We start from the raw sequence: 19,018 nt of genomic DNA, 5'->3' as shown, positions 1-19,018 counted from the left end.
TTGGGAGGATATTATGGATCGCAGGACCGTATTGAAGGGACTGGCCGGCGCGAGCGGTCTGGCGTTGACCGGTGGCCTCTCGGCTCCGGCGATCGCGCAAGGCGCCTCAGCCCGCACCCTGCGTTTCGTGCCGCAGGCCAATCTCGCCAATTTCGATCCCATCTGGGGCACCCAATATGTCGTGCGCAATGCGGCGGCCCTGGTCTGGGACACGCTCTACGGCGTCGATTCCTCGCTCGTACCACAACGCCAGATGGTCGAATCCGAGGAAGTGACCGACGACGGCATGACCTGGACGTTCAAGTTGCGTTCGGGCCTGAAATTCCATGACGGCGAGCCGGTGCTGAGCAAGGACGTCGTCGCGAGCCTCAATCGCTGGGCTGCGCGCGATCCCATGGGCCTGATGCTCAAGGCGATCCAGCAGGAGCTCACGGCCGTCGACGACCGCACCTTCAAATGGGTCCTGAAGCAACCCTTTCCGAAGATGCTCTATGCGCTTGCCAAGAACAATTCGCCTTGCGCCTTCATCATGCCGGAGCGCATCGCGCAGACCGATCCGTTCAAGCAGATCTCGGATTATGTCGGCTCCGGCCCGATGAAGTTCTTGACGGGCGAGTGGGTGCCGGGCGCGAAAGCGGTGTTCGAAAAATTCGCCGATTATGCGCCGCGGCAAGAGAAAGCGTCCTGGCTCGCGGGCGGCAAGCAGATCCTGGTCGATCGCGTCGAATGGGTGATCATGCCGGATCCGGCAACCGCAGCGGCGGCGTTGCAGAATGGCGAGATCGACTGGTGGGAAAACCCGATCGCCGATCTCGTTCCGGTGCTGAAGAAGAACAAGAACATCAATGTCGATATCGGCGACCCCCTCGGCAATATCGGCTCCTTCCGCATGAACTTCCTGTATCCGCCCTTCAACGACGTGCGCGCGCGGCGCGCCGTGCTGATGGCGATGAGCCAGGAAGACTACATGCGTGCGCTCGTTGGCGACGACGACTCGCTGTGGAAGCCGCTGCCCGGCTTCTTCACGCCAGGTACGCCGCTTTACACCGAAATGGGCGGTGACATCCTGAAGGGCAAGCGTGACCTTGATGCCGCCAAGAAGCTGCTTGCGGAGAGCGGCTATTCCGGTCAGCCGGTGACGTGTCTCGTCGCGCAGGACCAGCCGATCACCAAGGCGATGGGCGATGTGACGGCCGATCTTTTGAAGAAGCTCGGCATGAATGTCGACTTCGTGGCGACGGATTGGGGCACGGTCGGCTCGCGCCGCGCACAGAAGACGCCGCCGGGACAGGGCGGCTGGAACATGTTCCACACTTGGCATGCAGGCGCGGACTGCATCAATCCTGCGCCCTACACCGCCATTCGGGCCAATGGCGACAAGGCCTGGTTCGGCTGGCCGACCAGTGCCGGCACGGAGAAGGAGGTCACGTCCTGGTTCGAAGCCAAGAATTTCGACGAGGAGAAGGCCGCAATCGGCCGTCTTAACAAGGCGGCGATGGATGACGTCGTCTACGCGCCGACCGGTTTCTTCCTGAGCTACACCGCGTGGCGCAAGAACGTGTCCGGTGTCACCAAGGGGCCGCTGCCGTTCTTCTGGGGCGTGTCGAAGACCGCATGATCCTGCGCTGAGGCCAGATGCTCTCCTACATCCTCCGGCGCATCGTCGCCACCTTGCCGGTGATGGCGATTGTCGCACTGTTCGTGTTCGGCCTGCTTTACATCGCGCCGGGTGATCCGGCCGTGGTGATCGCGGGCGACCAGGCGAGCCCGGAGGATGTGGAGCGCATCCGCCAGAGCCTTGGCCTCGACCGGCCGTTCCTGATCCAGTTCGGAAGCTGGATGTGGCGTCTTATGCACGGCGATCTCGGCACCTCGATCTTCACCAACCTGCCGGTGTCCACGATGATCGGGCAGCGTCTCGGACCGACACTGTCTTTGATGATGGTCACGCTGCTGCTCACGATCGTCGTCGCGGTGCCGCTAGGCGTCGTCGCGGCGTGGAAGGCCGGCAGCTTCATCGATCGGGCCATCATGGGCTTTGCCGTGTTCGGCTTCTCGCTGCCTGTCTTCGTCGTCGGCTACGTCCTCGCCTATGTCTTCGCGCTCCAGCTCGAATGGCTCCCCGTGCAGGGCTATACGCCGCTCAACCAGGGCTTCTGGCCCTGGCTGCAGAATTTGATCCTGCCGGCAATCGCACTCGGCTGCGTCTATATCGCGCTGGTCGCGCGCATCACCCGCGCCGCCATGCTCGAAGTATTGCAGCAGGACTATATCCGCACCGCCAAGGCGAAGGGCCTCGGGCAGGGCGGCATCCTGTTCATTCACGCGCTGAAGAACGCTGCGGTACCGATCGTCACCGTGATCGGCATCGGCATCGCGCTACTGATCGGTGGCGCGGTCGTGACCGAGAGCGTGTTCGCGATCCCAGGCCTCGGCCGCCTCACCATCGATGCGATCCTGCGGCGCGACTATCCGGTCATTCAGGGCATCGTGCTGCTGTTCAGCTTTGTCTACGTCCTTGTCAATCTGATGATCGACGTCACCTACACGCTCGTTGACCCGAGGATCCGCTATTGACCGACACGACCGTCAATCCACAGGTGCTGCCGGCCGGCCTCGTGCTTGCGCCGCAATTGCCTGACATCCTCCGGCCGGTCACGATCCGCCGTGGCTTTATCGGGTTCTTGCGCAGCCATCCCACCGTCGCAATCGGCGGCGTGCTGCTGCTGATGCTCGTCCTGATCGCGGTTTTTGCGCCGTATCTGTGGACGGTCGACCCGACTGCGCTCGCGCCTGCCAAACGCACGAGGGCGCCGTCGGCAGTCTTCTGGTTCGGCACCGACGCGCTGGGCCGCGATATCTATTCACGCGTGCTGTTCGGCGCACGGGTCTCGCTGACGGTCGGGCTGTCGGTCGCGATCTTCGCCTCCGCGGCCGGTCTTGCCATCGGCATGGTCTCGGGCTTCGTCCGCTGGGCCGACAGCATCTTGATGCGCTTCATGGACGGCTTGATGTCGATCCCGCCGATCCTGCTCGCGATCGCGCTGATGGCGCTGACGCGCGGCAGCGTCGGCAACGTCATCCTGGCAATCACCGTCGCCGAGATCCCGCGCGTCTCGCGCCTCGTCCGCAGCGTGGTACTGTCACTGCGCGAGCAGCCTTATGTGGATGCGGCGGTCGCATGCGGCACGCGCGCGCCGATGATCATCCTGCGCCACATCCTGCCCAACACGGTCGCGCCGATGCTGGTGCAGGCGACCTATATCTGCGCCAGCGCCATGATCACCGAGGCGATCCTGTCCTTCATTGGCGCCGGCACGCCACCCACCATTCCGTCCTGGGGCAACATCATGGCCGAGGGGCGCGCACTATGGCAGGTCAAGCCCTACATCGTGTTCTTCCCGGCGGCGTTCCTGTCGATCACCGTGCTCGCCGTGAATCTGCTCGGCGATGGCCTTCGCGATGCGCTCGATCCGCGCATGGCCAAGCGTCTCTGACGGGGGCTGATCGCGATGGCGTTGTTAGAGGTCGAAAATCTCCAGACCCATTTCCGTACCCCCAGCGGCATCAACCGCGCGGTGGACGGTGTGTCCTTTCATGTCAATGAGGGCGAGACGCTCGCCATTGTCGGCGAGTCCGGCTGCGGCAAGTCGGTTACCTCGATGTCGCTGATGCGGCTGATCCCGGAGCCGCCGGGCAGGATCGCGGGCGCGATCCGCTTCGCCGGCAAGGATCTGCTGCGGATGTCCGACCGCGAGATGCGGGCCATCAGGGGCAACGACATCTCGATGATCTTCCAGGAGCCGATGACGAGCCTCAACCCGGTTCTGACCGTCGGCCGCCAGATCCGCGAGACGCTGATGATCCATCAGGGCCTGGATAAGCAGGCGGCAGAGACGCACGCGATCGAGATGCTGACGCTCGTCGGCATTCCCGAGCCGAAGCGGCGCGTCCGCGAATATCCGCACCAGCTCTCCGGCGGCATGCGCCAGCGCGTGATGATCGCGATTGCGCTCGCCTGCAATCCAAAGCTCCTGATCGCCGACGAGCCGACCACCGCGCTCGACGTCACCATCCAGGCGCAGATCCTCAAGCTGATGCTCGATCTGAAGCGTCGTGTCGGCGCCGCGATCATCCTGATCACCCACGATCTCGGCGTCGTTGCCGAGATCGCCGAGCGCGTCATGGTGATGTATGCCGGCCGCAAGGTCGAGGAGGCGCCGGTCGCCGAGCTGTTCCGCTCGCCGCGCCATCCCTATACGCAAGGATTGCTCGGCGCGGTGCCCAAGCTCGGTTCGTCGCTCGCCGGCACCACGACGCGGCTCGCTGAAATTCCAGGGCAAGTGCCCGATCTGCGCAAACCGATCGCCGGCTGCGTCTTCGCCGGCCGCTGTGCGCTGGCGACCGATCTGTGCCGGCAATACGCGCCGGGCCTCGAAGAGAAGGGCCCGGGCCATATCGCGGCCTGCCACTACGCATCCAAGGGAGCCGTCGCGGCATGAGTGTCCCTCTGCTCCAGGTCAACGACCTCAAGAAACATTTTCCAGTCAACAAGGGCCTGTTCGGGCGACAAACCGAATTCGTTTATGCCGTGGACGGCGTGTCGTTCGAGATTGCGCGTGGCGAGACGCTGTCGCTGGTCGGCGAATCCGGCTGCGGCAAGTCGACGGTCGGCCGCGCGATCCTGCGGCTGTTCGATGTGACCTCGGGCCAGGTTGTCCTCGACGGTCAGCGTATCGACGACGCACATCCGAGCACGATGCGCCAGCTGCGGCAACGCATTCAGGTCGTCTTTCAGGATCCGTTCTCCAGCCTCAATCCGCGCATGCGGGTGCGCGACATTCTGGCCGAGCCGATCCGCAATTTCGGCCTCGCCAAATCGGCAACCGATCTCGAGACGCGCGTGACCGCGCTGATGGACACGGTGCGCCTGCCGCGCGAGGCGCTGAACCGCAGACCGCACGAGTTCTCCGGTGGCCAGCGCCAGCGCATCGGCATCGCCCGGGCGCTCGCGGCTGAGCCCGAGCTGATCGTCTGCGACGAGGCTGTCTCTGCGCTCGACGTCTCGGTCAAGGCGCAGATCGTCAATTTGCTGCAGGATCTGCAGCGCGAGTTTGGCCTTGCATTGCTGTTCATCAGCCATGATCTCGCAATCGTCGAACACATGACCCACCGCGTCGCGGTGATGTATCTCGGCAAGATCGTCGAGATTGCGCCACGCCGTGAGATCTTTGCAGCACCCCGACATCCCTATACCAAAGCGCTGCTCTCGGCGGTGCCGCTGCCGGAGCCCGGGGCCAAGCGCAATCCCATCATTCTCGGCGGGGACGTGCCGAGCCCGATCAATCCTCCAAAAGGCTGCCGTTTCCATACGCGCTGCCCGTTTGTGTTCGATCGTTGCCGGACCGAAGAGCCGCACCTTCGTTCAGAAGGCGAGCAATGGGTCGCCTGTCATCTGGATGCGCTGCCGGCGGGATAGGGCGCAGTCGTGATGCTGAACGCAGCCATAAAAAAGAGGCCGTCCTGTTGGGGGCAGGGCGGCCCCAAGAGGCTCGTAGGCCCGGGAGGAGGAGGGCGCGAGCCGGCGCAAGCGGCAGGGCACTTACGCGAAGAGCGGTATCGACGGTGTTGTCATGCAGCCGTGCTCACGATGTGGTCCTGATCCCATGACGGGCGTCGTCGTGGCATCGCTTCAACGTCAGGCCGGTGGTTCTTGCTGGCCGCACGCCAGCGCGCCGGGGTCTCGCCGCTGACGCGCTTGAAGACGGTCGAAAAGTGCGCCTGCGTGCTGAAGCCGACTGCCAGAGCGATCTCCGCCAACGGTCTCTCGGTCGTCGTCAACAGCGACTTCGCCTGTTCGATGCGATGATTGAGCAGATATTCACGCGGACGATATCCGGTCGCTGCACGGAACTGCGCGGCGAAATGCATCCTGGAAAGGCCCGCGACGCCGGCGAGCTCGGACAGGCTGATGCCGCGTTCGAAATGAGCGGCGATGTGTTGTTCGACGCGCCGCAGGCGCCATTTTGGCAAGGCATTGACCTTGGCGCGCGGCAATTCGGGCCGGGCCAGATGCATCGCCAGAATCTGGCCAATGCAATGCGCGAATTGATGTCCGGCAGCGTCGCCTTGCTCGGCGAGCGCTCTGGCCAGTCCCGCAGCGAGTGGATCGCGCAGCAGAATGAGGTCGTCGAGACCTTCGGCTGCGGCTACGGACCACCGCGTCGGGAATTGCTCGGCGGAGATGTGGAGGTGCAGGAAGGCGCAAGGCGACTGGAATTGTGCGCTCAGTTGCCGCGACGGCGCGCTGACAAATAGCGTGCCTGACGGCATGGTGCCGTCGAAGATGATCCGGCGGCCCCTGGTCAAGGTGGCCCGCGTCGTCTTCAGCGCAATGCCGACAAAATAGCGATCGGACGGCGTCGTCGCTGAATGCCAGGAGGTCTCGCGGGAATTCTCCCACCGCGAAATCGTGATGTCGTCTAGCTCGGTCTGCGCGCTGCAAGCGATCTGACGCCACTCGTTTTCCCGGGTGATCGCCTTGGCGGCGCGGGGCGCTTCGTGATTCCCCCGACCGGCCGGAAGATTGATCCGGGCGTGGGCCCTCTGCAATTCGGTCAGCATTGCCTGTTCCTTCTGAGCTGCGCGATCGTTCGCGAGGATCGGTGGAGACGCATCCTCGGCATGCTCACAGGATAGGCCTGGGCAGGCTCGGACGCCCGTTAGGGGTGATTAGGATCTGTTAGATTATGTGGGGGTGGATCGGATGCCGCGGCCAGTCGCAGCGACCTCAACTTAAGCCAATATGTCAGGGACTTATCGGTCACTCGAAGACGGCATCGAAGATCTCGACGTCGATCAGCACGGGTTTGGCAATCACGGCCGCGTCAGGCTGTCGCGTCAATGTGCGTCGGAGGGTTGGCACCACGATGCCGCAGAAATTCTCGTGGGCCCACGAATAGTGCGCGACACGCGCGCCCAGGAGATCGTGGTCGGCTCGTCGCTGCAAGGCGTTCTCGTCGAAATAGAAGATTTGCTCGGACGCAAGGTTGATGAGGCTCGACGGGAATTGCGCGCGAAGGCATCGCCACGTCTCGCTGTTCTCCTGCCAGGGCGGCAGCTCCTCCACCACGACGTCAGGACGGGCGAGGAGGAATGGTGTCGTGAGATAGGTCCAGATCTGGACGCCGCAGAAGAACACCAGATGCAGTTCGTCCGCCAGCGCATGCGTGCCGTTGGTCGGGAAGTCAAGGCTTGGGTTTCGCCAGGTTCGCAGCACCTGGCCATCCAGGCTCTCGATCGTGATCGCGTCCGCCTGAAAGGCGCCGGACTGCTCGCCGCCGGTGATTCCAGTGAAACGGACCGATTGTGTGCGCGTCGATCCTTCCGCGGTCACATCCTTGAATTCGCGGGCATGTCCGGCGTCGGAAAACAGGCTACCGCCGACCGACAGATGCAGAGTGAACCGGCTCAAGCTGTCCCAGCGGGCCAGTCCCCCGCAGGCGTCGATCGCATCATCAAGAAGTGCCATGTCTCACTGCATCCACCATGAATTGTCGTCACCATGGCGGGGCGCGGGCGGCTTGGCGTGTTAGAAGTTGTTAGGAGTTGCAAGAACGTGATTTTGCGGTATCCCGTTGAAGACGCTTCTAATTCAGGGTGCTCAGCAGCCCTTTGGCGGCGACCAGGTCGCGGCTCGACAGGCCTTCCTGATAGTGCGCGACGATCGGCGCCAGCAGGGCCTGGGCGTCGCTCTTTCGACCGGCCTGCAGCCAGACGCGAGCGAGGCTCATCGCCCCCCGCAGCTCCCAGCCGCGCGCGCATTGCCGGCGCGACAAGGCGAGCGATTGCTGGAGCCAGGCTTCGGCTTCCGTCGCCCGGGCGGATTGCACCAGAATGTCCGCCTTGACCCGGAGCATTTCCGGCATGTCGAAGGATTCGCCGTGATCGCCGATCTGGGCGATGGCCTCATCGATCGTGCGCAACGCCTCATCAGCCTGGTTCTGGGCCGCAAGCCCCTCCGCGAGCGCCGTTGCGAACACCGTCGTCATGATCCGGTGCCGCGTGGCGTACAAGGTCGCCTGGCTGCGGCGAAGATGCTCGATGCCTCCGGCGATATCCCCGCGGCGGAGCAGAAGCTCGCCCTTCTGGCCGATACCGACCGCGTGATAGGGGCCGAGAAAATGCCGCGCGGCGTGATCGATCAGCCGCTCGATCAGGCTCTCGGCGCTGGTCCAGTCACCGACCCACAGAAACACGTAGATGGTCCAGATCAGGGAAATGCCGAGCGTCAGCGGTTGCTCGAGCTGCTCGGCTTCCCTCACGGTGTAGCGCGCCGCCTCGATGGCGCGATCGGGCCGGCCGCTGAGCCAGAGCCCTCGCGCCAGAGCCACCAGCGCGACAATGCGGTCGTCATAGCCAAGATGGCCGATATTCAGCCGCTGTGAGCCCGGATTGTCCACCATCGCGCTCTCGCAGAACTGAACAGCCTTGTCCTGGTTGCCGATCAGATGATGGGCCACCCCCAGCATCCACTCGACGTTCAGCGTGCTGGTCGGGTCGTTCAGCTTCCTGGCGACGGCCTGGCCTTGTTCGCCGGTGCCGAGCGCACCGTGAAAATCGCCGACCCGGGTGAGATAGATATGCAGCCCGCGCAACAGCCAGAGCTGCCAGTGCAGATCGTCGAGTTCCTCGGCCAGTTGCAGGCTGCGCGTGAATGCGGAGCGGACCCCTTCCGCATTGCCCTGGGTGAACATCACGGACACGCCGTGGGCCGCCTGCAAGGCCATTTCCTTGCGGCGGTCGATGGTATCCGCAGATGCAAGCGCCTGCTGGGTCCAGCTATGGCATTCCGTCAGCAAGGTCAGCTCGAGGAAGAACTGCGCGGCTGACGCGGCCAGGTCCACGCCGACCGTGCGGTCGCCACTTTCCGAGAAGCTCCACGTTAGCGCGGCGCGCACATTGGGCAGATGATCGGCATAGGGCAGGAAACCGCCCGCGCTCTGCATGCCCGTCGATTTCGCCGAGATGTTGTGCAGGAAATCGCGGAAATATTCGGCGTGGGCGCGCGCGACGCGGGCCGATTCTCCGCTCTCGACGAGCTTGTCGCCGACAAATGCGCGAGTCGTATCGAGCAGGCGGTATCTCAGCCGACGTTCCGCAGGCGAGGTCGCAATGAGAGATTTCGAGAGCAGATTAGTGATCGCTTCGACCGCCTCGGCTTCGTCGATGCTCTGACTTGCGGCGACCGCGAGTGCAGCTTCCAGCGTGAATGGTCCGACGAAGATCGACAATCCGCGCAAGGTCGCGCTCTCCGCCACGGGGAGAAGATCGTAGCTCCAGCTCAGCGCCGCGCTCAGCGTCTGGTGCCGGGGTATAGCGGTGCGACGTCCCCGCCAAAGCAGCGAGAAACGGCTGTCGAGCAGCGATGCCGTGCCGGCGATGCCGTAGGCATTGACTCGCCCGGCGGCAAGCTCGATCGCGAGCGCAATGCCGTCCAGGCGCCGGCAGATATCGGCGACGAGAGGCGCATCCTCCTCGCTGAGTTCGAATTCGCTGAGGCTCTCGGCGATCCGCTCGACGAAAAGCTGGCTGGCCGGATAGGCAAGGACGTCGGCCATGCTCAGTCCGTCGCGTTGCGGCGGACAATCCAGCGGAAACAGCCGGTATACCCGTTCGCCTTCGGTGCGGAAGGATTCCCGACTGGTGGTGAGAATATGCAGCTCAGGGGCTTCCCGCACGATGCGCTCTGCCAGGGGGGCGAGCTCGTCGATGATATGCTCGCAGCTGTCGAACACCAGCAGCATCGGGCGGCTGCTCAGCGACTGCAGCAGCCCCGGTAGCGGGTCGTCGGAACTGACGGTCAGGCCAAGGGCTGCGGCGATCGTGCCAGGGACGAGCTGAGGGTCCGTCAGCGCGCCAAAATCGACGAAGCAGACCTGGCCGTCGAAGGCCGCATACTGGCCATGCGCCACGGCGAGCGCGACGGAGGTCTTGCCGATGCCGCCGGGGCCGACGATGGTGACGAACCGATGCAGGGAAAGTTCGGCTCCGATCTTCTCGACCGCGTCGTCGCGGCCGATCATCTTCGCAAGCGGGGCGGGCAGGGAGCGAAGTGCGGAAACAACCGCGCCGGTCCTGATCTCTGCAGGTGCCGCGCGGAGCAGCGGCGCCGTGAAACAATAGCCCCGGCCAGGCACGTTGACCACATAGCGGGAGCCTTCGCCGGCATCGCCCAGCGCCTTGCGAAGCGACGTGATGTGAAATCGCAGGCTGCCCTCATCGACATTCACATCGGCCCAGACCCGCTTGACCAATTCCCGCTTGTCGACGACCTCGCCGGCACGCTCGGCGAGAAAGATCAGAATGTCGAGCGCGCGGCCGCCGAGATGCAGCGGCACGCCATCCTTTTCGAGCAGCCTGGACCGCGGAAACAGCCGGAAGGCCCCGAAGGAAATGGCTGAGTCCTGGTCGTTAGTGTCCGGCACGCGCCATGGTTCCAGCGAAAGGAAAGAGCTGCTGTCTGTTTGATCTACCAGAACGTTACCGAGAGTAAACCGGCCGAAAGCGGCGAAATCGAGCAACAGGCATAGGACCGGGTCGAAAGCGTTGGGATGAAACGCCGCGAATTTTGTTTAAACGCGAACGGCTTATGCGGGAAGCGGGAAATATCAGAGTGCTTCAGGCTGAAGCTTGTGCCATGGCCCGAAGATATCACGCGCCATGCAATCATAACACAATCTTGCAACGTCTAACGAGCGTGAGCGGCGGGTCTGCATCAGTATAGGCTTCGAGTTAGGCCCAATTTCAATGGGGGAAGCTATGATGCCCGATATCAGCGCTCGGCCGAACGACAGGGGCGTTCGATCACATTATGTCGCCAATCTGGACGACGTCTCGCGCGACTGGGAACTCGTCCTGCGTGAGTCTCACCATCGTATGAAAAACACGCTGACGCTGCTGGGCGCGTCAGTCCGTCGCGACTTCACGCGGGCCGGAGGCCGGGACATGTCGGTTGCGGTGGAGCGGCTGGAGCGGCGGATTGTCGCCTTCGGCAGGCTCTATCAGCTCTTGTCCGACAATGACGACCTCTCGGAGATCTCCGTCGGAGCCTTCTTCGAAAAGCTCTGTGGTGCGCTTTCCGAAGCGGTGCTGGAACCGGCCGGCATCCGCTGCGAAGCATCGGTCGAAAACGGGGCGCTGCCGGCCTGGCAGTGCCACCGGCTCGCGCTGATGTTGACGGAACTGATTACGAATGCGGCAAAGCATGCCTTTCCATGCAAGAACGGCGCGCTGATCCGCATCGAGGTTGTGAACCGCGAGGGCAGCTGGCTTTGCGCAGTGGCCGACAATGGCGTCGGCGCGACCGGACCGCTTCAAGGGGCCGGCAGCCGGATCCTCGAGGGCTTGGCGCGCAGCATCTGTGCCCGGATGCATGGCGAAGCCGGGCGGGGCGGCACACGTGTCACCATCGCCATGCCGCTCGCTGCTGCGTGAGGAAGTGGCGCACATTCGCTAACGAAGCATAACAACCGATAGCGAGCACTATTTCATCGTTCGCGCAAAACTCGTGGTGTCACAAACGGTCTCGGTGCCGAGCCCGTATCTCAAATCAGGGAGTGCGACATGACCATCGCCGGGATGAATCACACAGCCGCCGCCAACCCGGCGAAATCGCGTGCCGTCGACCTCAAGCTCGAGGTCGTCGTGATCCCCGTGTCGGATGTGGATCGCGCCAAGGCATTTTATGCCAGTCTTGGCTGGAGGCTGGATGCGGATTTCGCCTCTGCCGACGGCTGGCGCGTCATTCAGTTCACACCGCCGGGCTCAGCCTGTTCGGTGATCTTCGGCAAGAACGTCACGTCAGCGGAGCCCGGCTCGGCGCAAGGCCTGTATCTGATCGTCTCCGACCTCGAAGCCGCACGACAGGATCTGCTCGCGCGTGGCGTCAAGATCAGCGAACCCTTTCACGGTGGCGGCGATGTTCACGCCGGCACGGACGAGCCATACCTGTTCGGCAGTATCAGGCTCAACGGTGCTGATCCAAAACGCGGCAGCTACAGCTCGTTTGCCTCCTTCAGAGATCCAGATGGCAACTGCTGGCTGTTTCAGGAGATCACGACGCGGCTGCCGGGTCGGATCGAGGCCACGGACACCACGTTCACCTCGTCAAGCGAACTTGCAGGCGCGCTGCGGCGCGCGGCAGCGGCGCATGGCGAACACGAGAAGCTGACTGGCGGACACGACGAGAACTGGCCGGTCTGGTACGCCGATTACATCGTGCGCGAGCAAGCCGGTCAGCCGCTGCCGACCTGACTTACGACCTTAGCCGATAGGTCGGCATTCACGGCGCGCGATAGCCGATCTCGCGCCGTAATGCGTTTGCACGGCGCATCTTGTGATGATCATGCTTCACCTTTCGAGCTTGCGTCGCGACAACTCGCAAAGGCTAACGCGCCCTAACAATCCATAACGAGCCAATGGACTGTCTCTGAGCCAATCTAGATCAAGGACGAGCCGATCTCGATTTCGAGTTTCGGTCAACGTCACGGACCAGAACCAGGGAGATGCGTAATGACAACGCAGACACGAGTCGACATCATCAACCCGGACCGCCGCCAATTGCTGGGTCAGGCCGCGATGATGGCTGTTGCTGCAGGCACGGCGAGCCTGTTTCCGGCGGGTTCGGTCAAGGCCGCCGCGAGCGATGCAATCCGCCCGTTCCACGTCAGCGTGCCTGAGGAGGATCTACTCGACCTGCGCCGCCGTCTCGCCGCGACGCGGTGGCCGGATCGCGAGATTGTCGCCGATCAGTCGCAGGGCGTGCAGCTGTCGACCGTCCAGCAGCTCGTTCGCCACTGGCAGACAGACTACGACTGGCGCAAGATGGAGGCCCGCCTGAATGCGCTCCCGCAATTCGTCACCGAGATTGACGGCGTCGACATTCACTTCATCCACGTGCGTTCGAAGCATGACAGCGCGCTCCCGATGATCGTCACGCATGGCTGGCCCGGCTCGGTCATCGAGCAGATGAAGATCGTCGGTCCGCTGACCGATCCGACCGCGCATGGCGCAGCAGCCGCAGATGCGTTTCACCTCGTGATCCCGTCGCTCCCGGGATACGGCTTCTCCGGCAAGCCCGCGGCCCTTGGCTGGGATCCGCAGCGTGTTGCAAGGGCCTGGGTCGTGCTCATGGAGCGGCTCGGCTACAGCAGGTACGTCGCCCAGGGCGGCGATTGGGGTAACGCGATCACGGAGCAAATGGCGCTGCTGGCGCCTCCGCAGTTGCTCGGCATCCACACCAATATGCCCGCGACCGTTCCGGACGAGATCGCCGAGGCACTCCAGCCCGGTGGGGCAAAGCCGTCGGGCCTCATGGCCGACGAGAACCTTGCCTACGATCAGCTCGACGATTTCTACAAACATGGCCTCGGCTATGCGATCGAAATGTCGAACCGGCCGCAGACGCTCTATGGCCTCGTGGATTCGCCGGCAGGTCTGGCGTCCTGGATGCTCGACCACGACGCCCGCAGCACAGCGATGATTACACGAGCCTTCGACGGCAAGTCCGAAGGATTGTCGCGCGATGATGTCATCGATAACATCACGCTCTACTGGCTGACCAACACGGCGGTGTCTTCGGCGCGTCTGTACTGGGAGAACAAGCTGGCGTTCTTCGCGCCCAAGCACGTGAAGATTCCGGTCGCTGTCAGCGTTTTCCCCGACGAGATCTATGCCGCGCCGCGCAGCTGGGCCGAAAAAGCCTATCCCAAGCTGATCCATTACAACCGGCTCGACAAGGGCGGCCACTTCGCGGCATGGGAACAGCCCGTGCTGTTCTGCGCGGAGGTGCGCACCGCGTTCCGCTCGTTGCGCCAGTCGATTTGAGGCAGGCCGGCAAGTTGAGGCAGGCCGGCAAGGCGTGTCCCGCCCTTCAAAAGACACTTCGGCGGTGCAAATCCTGAAGTGTCCCACGCAATGCCAGCGGCGCCGCCCTTCCACCGGTGCGGAGCGCCGCTGGTCGATCCGCCCCCAACAAGGAGAAGTGAGATGATCCGCAAGGCAAAGGCAGTTTGGCAGGGCACGGGCCGCGATGGCACTGGTCATCTGTCGAGCGAATCCGGCGTGCTCGCCGCGACCCCTTATTCGTTCAAGACCCGTTTCGAGACTGAGAAGGGCACCAATCCCGAGGAATTGATCGCGGCCGCACATGCCGGCTGCTTCACCATGGCCCTGGCGTTCGGCCTCCAGCTCGCCGGGTTCACGCCGACGGAGCTGTCGACCGAGGCCGCAGTCTCGCTCGAACCGGAAGGCAAGGGATTCAAGATCAGCAAGTCCGCTCTCACGCTGCGCGCCAAGGTGCCTAATCTCGACGATGCCGGCTTCGCCCACATTGCCGGCGAGGCCGAGAAGAACTGTCCGGTTTCCAAGGTTCTCAATGCCGAAATCAGCCTCGACGCCAAGCTGGTCTAGTCGGACCGCTTCGAATAGATTGGCCATCCGGTCCTTCGCCAAGAGGCTGAAACCGGAAGGACGTCCCTAGCATGACGGGAGCTGACAAATGACGACAGAGCGCGCGGTTTTGGCGGGAGGTTGCTTCTGGGGCATGCAGGATCTCATCCGCAAGCAGTCGGGCGTGATCTCCACGCGCGTAGGCTACACCGGCGGACGGGTGAAGAACGCCACCTATCGTAACCACGATGGCCATGCCGAAGCGATCGAGATCATCTTCGATCCTGCGAAGACCACCTTCCGGACCATGCTGGAGTTCTTCTTCCAGATTCACGATCCGACGACGCTCAATCGCCAGGGCAATGATTTGGGGACCAGCTACCGCTCAGCGATTTTCTACACGTCAGATGAGCAGAAGCGTGCGGCGGAAGATACCATCGCAGATGTCGAAGCGTCTGGCCTGTGGCCCGGCAAGGTAGTGACCGAAGTTGCTCCAGCCGGCGAATTCTGGGAAGCCGAGCCCGAGCATCAGGACTATCTCGAGCGTTACCCTGAGGGCTACACGTGTCACTTCATTCGGCCGAACTGGAAACTGCCGCGGCGCGCGGCCGTCGCCGGAGGCTAGCGATGGCCAAGGGCTACTGGATCACCCTCTATCGTTCGATTTCCGATCCAGAGGCGCTGGCGGCCTACGCGAAGCTCGCGGGGCCCGCGATTATTGCCCACGGTGGTCGCTTCCTCGCCCGCGGCGTTGCTGCGGAGGTCTATGAGCAGGGCATCGCCCAGCGCACCACGGTGACCGAGTTTGACAGCCTCGAACTCGCGGTGGCGGCACACGACAGCCCTGCCTATCAGGAGGCGCTGAAGACGCTCGGCAATGCCTGCGAGCGGGATGTCCGGATCATCGAAGGACTGGAGTGAGGGGCGGCGGTGCGAACTCGAACCGAATCGCGCTGGTGCTTGATTTGAGAACGGTCGCTAAACTCTAACGAGAAGGCGGGCGGAAATGCGCAAGCCATCCTCGCCGCATTGCCAGCAGCGTTGGTTGCCAACCGGCTCGGCCGGTAAAGGGCTTGATCTCAGGCGGGCGTCGCGTCTTGGCGCGCCTCCGGCCGGCATCCGCAGATCGCGTCGACGGCCTTCCGGGCGAGTTCTCGCAGTTCGGCGCGGCGGGTGCCAGCACGCGCGCGAATGGCAATCGTCTGCATCGTGGCAGCAGCAAGGATTGCGAGTGCGGCAGGGTCGACGTCCGGTTTCAGCTCGCCCTCGTCCCGCGCGCGGCGGAAGCGAGCTTCGAAATCGGCATCGATTGCGCGCAGTCCGGCCGAGACGCTGTTGCGGATCTCCGCATCTTCCGCGACTTCGGTTACGGCGGTTCCGACCACGAAGCAGCCGCGCGTGGTTCCCCTGCCGGAAAAATAGATCGAGAGCGCTGCCTCATAGGCCAGCATCAAGGCTTCGTCCAAGGGATGGTCCCCTGCGAGGGCCTCGCGCGTGGCGGCCAGGCTCGTCTCCCAATAGTGCGCGAGCGCTTCAAGATAGAGCGCGTGCTTGTTACCGAACACCGCATAGAGGCTCGGCGGGCTCATGCCGGTCACGGCGGCGACCTTGTCGAGAGATGTGCCGGAATAGCCGGTCCTCCAGAACGCTTCCGTGGCCCGTTTGAGGGCCGTTTCTGCGTCGTAGGCGGGGGGGCGTCCGCGGCGCGACGGGCTCGTGTCGTTCTTCTTCCGTGCCATGTCAGCATGATCCTGGTTGCGACGGTCTACACGTATATTTGTATGGATCGTTATAAAAATCAATGGCGGGCCATCTTGATCACCATATGGAGGTACAATATTTGTAACGAACGTTATTAAATGAGATAAGGACAACGTCTATGAGTCTGAACTTTGCGCCAATCACCGGCTGGCTGGGTGATCGCAGGCGCTCCCGCGGGAGCGGAGCAACTGAGCCTTTGTTCGGAATGGATCTTGCCGAGCGGCTGCGCCTGCCCCTGATGGTTGTGCTGCCGGCCGCGGCTGCCATGTTCGGCGCCTACATGTATCTGGTGCAGGAACGCTTTATCTCGACGGATGACGCATTCGTGCGCGCCGCGAAAGTGACCATCAATGCACGCGTGTCCGGTCAGGCGGTCGAGATCGCCGTGCACGACAACGAGCGCGTTCGGCGGGGCCAGGTCCTGTTTCGGATAGATCCGGAGCCTTATCAGATTGCCGTCGACCAGGCCGAGGCCCGGCTCGCCAGCGCGCGGCTCCAGATCGAATCGCTCAAGGCGACCTACCGCCAGCAGCAGGCTGAACTGCAATCGGCGAGGGACGCTGCTGCCTTCGACGAGCACGAGTTCGATCGCAAGAAAATGCTGGTCGCTTCCGACTTCACGCCGCGCGCGGTCTACGAGCGGGCTGAAACCGATCTCAAGGTCGCGCGTCAACGCACGGCGTCGATCGAACAGCAGATTGCAAACACGGTCGTCGCGCTCAATGGCGATCCTGATACCGACATCGACCGCCACCCGACGGTTCGTGCGGCCAAGGCGCAGCTCGACCGTGCACGGCTCGATCTTTCCTACGCGACCGTGAGGGCGCCCGACGACGGTGTCGTTACGAAGGTCGACGACCTGCAGGTTGGTGGGTTCGTTTCCGCGGGGGCGCCCACGTTCTCGCTGATGTCGAGCCGGGACGTGTGGATCGAAGCCAATTTCCGTGAGACAGGCCTGACCCACATGCGTCCGGGCCAGGCGGCGATGATTGATGTCGACGCCTATCCGGACCGCAAATTCGAGGCGCATATCGTCAGCATGAGCCCCGGCACCGGGTCGGACTTCTCGGTTCTGCCGCCGGAAAACGCGACCGGCAACTGGGTCAAGGTGGTCCAAAGACTGCCAGTGCGTCTGGAACTCGACGATACCGATCCGAGCCGACCATTGTTCTCCGGCATCAGCGTGACGGCGCGCGTCGACACGGGCCGTCGCCGAAGCTGGATACAACTGCTCCAACCCGCGAGCGCGACGGAGGTCAAATGAGTAGGCCCATCCCATCGACATCGGGGGCCGGCGGTCGTTATGCAATCTCCGCGGCGGCCCTTATGGCAACCTATTTGCAGGCGGTGAACATTTCCCTGCCGAACGCGGCGCTACCGCACATCCAGGCGACGCTCTCGATGGCCAATGACGAGGTCGGCTGGGTGTTCTCCTCGTATATCGCTGCAAGTGCCGTGACCATGTCGATCACACAATGGCTGGCGGGACGGTATGGGCGGAAGGCGATATATCAGGCGGCGCTGATCACATTCGGCCTAGGTCTCGTCTTCGATACGCTGGCGACGACGTCGATCCAGTTCGTGCTGGCCCGGATTCTCCAGGGAGCGGCGAGCGGGCCGCTGGTGCCGCTCTCATTGGCAATTCTGCTCGAGGTGACGCCGGCAGAGCAGCGTGCGCGCATGGGTCTGGCCGCGACGGCCTGCTCGCTGCTCGGCATCAGTACGGGTCCCGCGATTGGCGGCTGGCTCAGCGAATATTACGGTTGGCCGTCGATCTTCAACGTCAGTGTGCCGATGACGGCCATCATCTTCGTGACGATGGCTCAGTTGCTGGGAGAGAAGCGTCAAGACCGAGGCCAGGCGTTCGACTTCTTCGGGCTGACGACCTTTTCCGTTGGCATGATCGGGCTACAGATGCTGCTTGATCGAGGCGAGCGCCTGGAATGGTTCGCCTCGAAGGAAATCTGGGTCGAAGCGATCGCCGCGGTTCTCGGCTTCTATCTCTTCACCGTGCACGTTTTGACGAGAAAGGAGCATTTTCTGCGCACGGTGCTGTTCAGGGACCGCAATCTTCTCCTCGCGACGGTGATTTCCTTCGTGCTCGGTTTCGTCCTGTTGCCGACATTGGCATTGACGTCTCCGATGCTGGAGGAATTGCTCAATTACCCAGTCGACACCACCGGCTACATGAATGTTCCCCGCGGCGTGGCGTTGGTGGGAGCCCTGGTACTGACGAGCCTTGCTCCGAGCCAGTTAGACTATCGGCCGTTCCTCATGGGTGGAATGGTGCTCGTGGTCTATGCCAATTGGTTGATGCTCGGCTATTCGCCGGGGATGGATTGGCGGCCGATTGTCGAAGCCGGTTTCCTTCAGGGTGCAGGTCTCGGCATGTCGCTGGCGGCGCTCGCGAGAGCGGCGTTCGGAACCCTTGATCCGAAGTTTCGCCCTGAAGGTAGCGCTCTGATCAACCTGTCGCGGCTCTATGGCAGCACCATCGGCATTGCCGTGGTCCAGCTGTTCTTCTATGCCAACACGCAGGCCGTGCACATAGCCCTCGCCAAGCACCTCACACCGTTCCGTGTGGCGGCGAATACGGCAGGTTCGATCGCGAAGCCGAGCCTCGCCGCTCTCAATGGCATTGTCACGCGCCAGGCGGCCACCGTTGCAGTCATCGATCAGTTCGAGATCCTGATGTTCGCCATGCTCGCCGTGATCCCGCTGGTCTTCTTTCTCCGCAAGCCCCGGCCCTCCGGTTAAGGGCCCGAGACAGAAAGTCGCATCTCATCTTCAACTTCAATCATTTCGT

The 19,018-nt window shown here is 63.1% G+C and carries 17 protein-coding genes; 13 read left to right on the top strand and 4 right to left on the bottom strand.

The genetic code is table 11. The features are described 5' to 3' along the window. Positions 1–13: 13 nt before the first annotated feature. From L6639_RS04135 to L6639_RS04115, 5 genes are read left to right on the top strand one after another with little or no spacing between them, the layout of a single operon-like run. The gene (locus tag L6639_RS04135) at positions 14–1,618 is read left to right on the top strand and encodes an ABC transporter substrate-binding protein (RefSeq protein WP_237859094.1); all 1,605 of its coding nucleotides are present in this window, start codon (positions 14–16) and stop codon (positions 1,616–1,618) included. A gap of 17 nt (positions 1,619–1,635) precedes the next feature. Further along, positions 1,636–2,577: an ABC transporter permease gene (locus L6639_RS04130; RefSeq protein WP_237859093.1), complete on the top strand. Its 942-nt coding sequence runs from the start codon at positions 1,636–1,638 to the stop codon at positions 2,575–2,577. After that, positions 2,574–3,497: an ABC transporter permease gene (locus tag L6639_RS04125; RefSeq protein ID WP_237859092.1), complete on the top strand. Its 924-nt coding sequence runs from the start codon at positions 2,574–2,576 to the stop codon at positions 3,495–3,497. Before L6639_RS04130 ends, L6639_RS04125 begins: the two co-directional genes overlap by 4 nt. A gap of 15 nt (positions 3,498–3,512) precedes the next feature. Beyond that, positions 3,513–4,502 (top strand): ABC transporter ATP-binding protein, encoded by a 990-nt coding sequence (locus L6639_RS04120; RefSeq protein ID WP_237859090.1) that lies wholly within the window; start codon positions 3,513–3,515, stop codon positions 4,500–4,502. Next, on the top strand, positions 4,499–5,479 hold the full coding sequence (locus L6639_RS04115) for an ABC transporter ATP-binding protein (protein ID WP_237859088.1): 981 nt from the start codon (positions 4,499–4,501) through the stop codon (positions 5,477–5,479). Before L6639_RS04120 ends, L6639_RS04115 begins: the two co-directional genes overlap by 4 nt. Before the next feature lie 152 nt (positions 5,480–5,631). On the opposite strand, the gene L6639_RS04110 is transcribed toward L6639_RS04115, so the two are convergent. The 3 genes from L6639_RS04110 to L6639_RS04100 form a co-directional block, all read right to left on the bottom strand. Next, a complete protein-coding gene (locus L6639_RS04110) occupies positions 5,632–6,624 on the bottom strand; it encodes a helix-turn-helix domain-containing protein (protein ID WP_237859086.1) in 993 nt (330 codons plus the stop codon). A gap of 199 nt (positions 6,625–6,823) precedes the next feature. Further along, positions 6,824–7,531: a hypothetical protein gene (locus tag L6639_RS04105; protein ID WP_237859085.1), complete on the bottom strand. Its 708-nt coding sequence runs from the start codon at positions 7,529–7,531 to the stop codon at positions 6,824–6,826. A 118-nt stretch (positions 7,532–7,649) separates the two neighbouring features. Next, positions 7,650–10,487 (bottom strand): ATP-binding protein, encoded by a 2,838-nt coding sequence (locus tag L6639_RS04100; protein ID WP_237859082.1) that lies wholly within the window; start codon positions 10,485–10,487, stop codon positions 7,650–7,652. A gap of 337 nt (positions 10,488–10,824) precedes the next feature. Here L6639_RS04100 and L6639_RS04095 point away from each other — a divergent pair, with 337 nt between their 5' ends. The 6 genes from L6639_RS04095 to L6639_RS04070 all read left to right on the top strand — a co-directional run bounded on the left by L6639_RS04095 (position 10,825) and on the right by L6639_RS04070 (position 15,372). Further along, entirely contained in the window at positions 10,825–11,496 is a 672-nt protein-coding gene (locus tag L6639_RS04095) for a sensor histidine kinase (protein WP_237859441.1), read from the top strand. A gap of 129 nt (positions 11,497–11,625) precedes the next feature. Continuing rightward, positions 11,626–12,315, top strand: a complete 690-nt coding sequence (locus tag L6639_RS04090; RefSeq protein ID WP_237859080.1) for a VOC family protein — start codon at positions 11,626–11,628, stop codon at positions 12,313–12,315. Between the two features lie 258 nt (positions 12,316–12,573). Beyond that, positions 12,574–13,887, top strand: a complete 1,314-nt coding sequence (locus L6639_RS04085) for an epoxide hydrolase family protein (protein ID WP_237859079.1) — start codon at positions 12,574–12,576, stop codon at positions 13,885–13,887. 162 nt (positions 13,888–14,049) lie between these two features. After that, the gene (locus tag L6639_RS04080) at positions 14,050–14,472 is read left to right on the top strand and encodes an OsmC family protein (protein WP_237859077.1); all 423 of its coding nucleotides are present in this window, start codon (positions 14,050–14,052) and stop codon (positions 14,470–14,472) included. Between the two features lie 88 nt (positions 14,473–14,560). Further along, positions 14,561–15,076: a peptide-methionine (S)-S-oxide reductase MsrA gene (gene msrA, locus L6639_RS04075; protein ID WP_237859076.1), complete on the top strand. Its 516-nt coding sequence runs from the start codon at positions 14,561–14,563 to the stop codon at positions 15,074–15,076. 2 nt (positions 15,077–15,078) lie between these two features. Further along, the gene (locus L6639_RS04070; protein WP_237859075.1) at positions 15,079–15,372 is read left to right on the top strand and encodes a DUF1330 domain-containing protein; all 294 of its coding nucleotides are present in this window, start codon (positions 15,079–15,081) and stop codon (positions 15,370–15,372) included. Positions 15,373–15,530: 158 nt separating this feature from the next. Here the strand turns inward: L6639_RS04070 and L6639_RS04065 are convergent, their stop codons facing one another. After that, positions 15,531–16,190: a TetR/AcrR family transcriptional regulator gene (locus L6639_RS04065; protein ID WP_237859074.1), complete on the bottom strand. Its 660-nt coding sequence runs from the start codon at positions 16,188–16,190 to the stop codon at positions 15,531–15,533. A gap of 140 nt (positions 16,191–16,330) precedes the next feature. On the opposite strand from L6639_RS04065, the gene L6639_RS04060 reads away from it, so the two are divergent. Both L6639_RS04060 and L6639_RS04055 read left to right on the top strand, forming a co-directional pair. Continuing rightward, positions 16,331–17,476: an HlyD family secretion protein gene (locus tag L6639_RS04060; protein WP_237859073.1), complete on the top strand. Its 1,146-nt coding sequence runs from the start codon at positions 16,331–16,333 to the stop codon at positions 17,474–17,476. Positions 17,477–17,538: 62 nt separating this feature from the next. Continuing rightward, positions 17,539–18,969, top strand: a complete 1,431-nt coding sequence (locus L6639_RS04055) for an MDR family MFS transporter (protein WP_237859072.1) — start codon at positions 17,539–17,541, stop codon at positions 18,967–18,969. Positions 18,970–19,018 lie beyond the last annotated feature (49 nt).

The sequence above is a fragment of the Bradyrhizobium zhengyangense genome (assembly GCF_022012555.1).
GTDB classification, from domain to species: Bacteria; Pseudomonadota; Alphaproteobacteria; order Rhizobiales; family Xanthobacteraceae; genus Bradyrhizobium; species Bradyrhizobium zhengyangense.
The sequence above is the reverse complement of the archived record's forward strand: the minus strand, read 5'-3'. Positions and strand labels throughout refer to the sequence as shown.

What these genes read in the sequence shown, in the direction of transcription:
- L6639_RS04085 (WP_237859079.1), top strand. Translation starts at nt 12,574, where the DNA reads ATGACAACGCAGACACGAGTCGACATCATCAACCCGGACCGCCGCCAA.
- L6639_RS04080 (WP_237859077.1), top strand. Translation starts at nt 14,050, where the DNA reads ATGATCCGCAAGGCAAAGGCAGTTTGGCAGGGCACGGGCCGCGATGGC.
- L6639_RS04070 (WP_237859075.1), top strand. Translation starts at nt 15,079, where the DNA reads ATGGCCAAGGGCTACTGGATCACCCTCTATCGTTCGATTTCCGATCCA.
- L6639_RS04055 (WP_237859072.1), top strand. Translation starts at nt 17,539, where the DNA reads ATGGCAACCTATTTGCAGGCGGTGAACATTTCCCTGCCGAACGCGGCG.
- L6639_RS04120 (WP_237859090.1), top strand. Translation starts at nt 3,513, where the DNA reads ATGGCGTTGTTAGAGGTCGAAAATCTCCAGACCCATTTCCGTACCCCC.
- L6639_RS04105 (WP_237859085.1), bottom strand. Translation starts at nt 7,531, where the DNA reads ATGGCACTTCTTGATGATGCGATCGACGCCTGCGGGGGACTGGCCCGC.
- L6639_RS04065 (WP_237859074.1), bottom strand. Translation starts at nt 16,190, where the DNA reads ATGGCACGGAAGAAGAACGACACGAGCCCGTCGCGCCGCGGACGCCCC.
- L6639_RS04110 (WP_237859086.1), bottom strand. Translation starts at nt 6,624, where the DNA reads ATGCTGACCGAATTGCAGAGGGCCCACGCCCGGATCAATCTTCCGGCC.
- msrA (WP_237859076.1), top strand. Translation starts at nt 14,561, where the DNA reads ATGACGACAGAGCGCGCGGTTTTGGCGGGAGGTTGCTTCTGGGGCATG.
- L6639_RS04115 (WP_237859088.1), top strand. Translation starts at nt 4,499, where the DNA reads ATGAGTGTCCCTCTGCTCCAGGTCAACGACCTCAAGAAACATTTTCCA.
- L6639_RS04130 (WP_237859093.1), top strand. Translation starts at nt 1,636, where the DNA reads ATGCTCTCCTACATCCTCCGGCGCATCGTCGCCACCTTGCCGGTGATG.
- L6639_RS04060 (WP_237859073.1), top strand. Translation starts at nt 16,331, where the DNA reads ATGAGTCTGAACTTTGCGCCAATCACCGGCTGGCTGGGTGATCGCAGG.
- L6639_RS04090 (WP_237859080.1), top strand. Translation starts at nt 11,626, where the DNA reads ATGACCATCGCCGGGATGAATCACACAGCCGCCGCCAACCCGGCGAAA.
- L6639_RS04095 (WP_237859441.1), top strand. Translation starts at nt 10,825, where the DNA reads ATGCCCGATATCAGCGCTCGGCCGAACGACAGGGGCGTTCGATCACAT.
- L6639_RS04135 (WP_237859094.1), top strand. Translation starts at nt 14, where the DNA reads ATGGATCGCAGGACCGTATTGAAGGGACTGGCCGGCGCGAGCGGTCTG.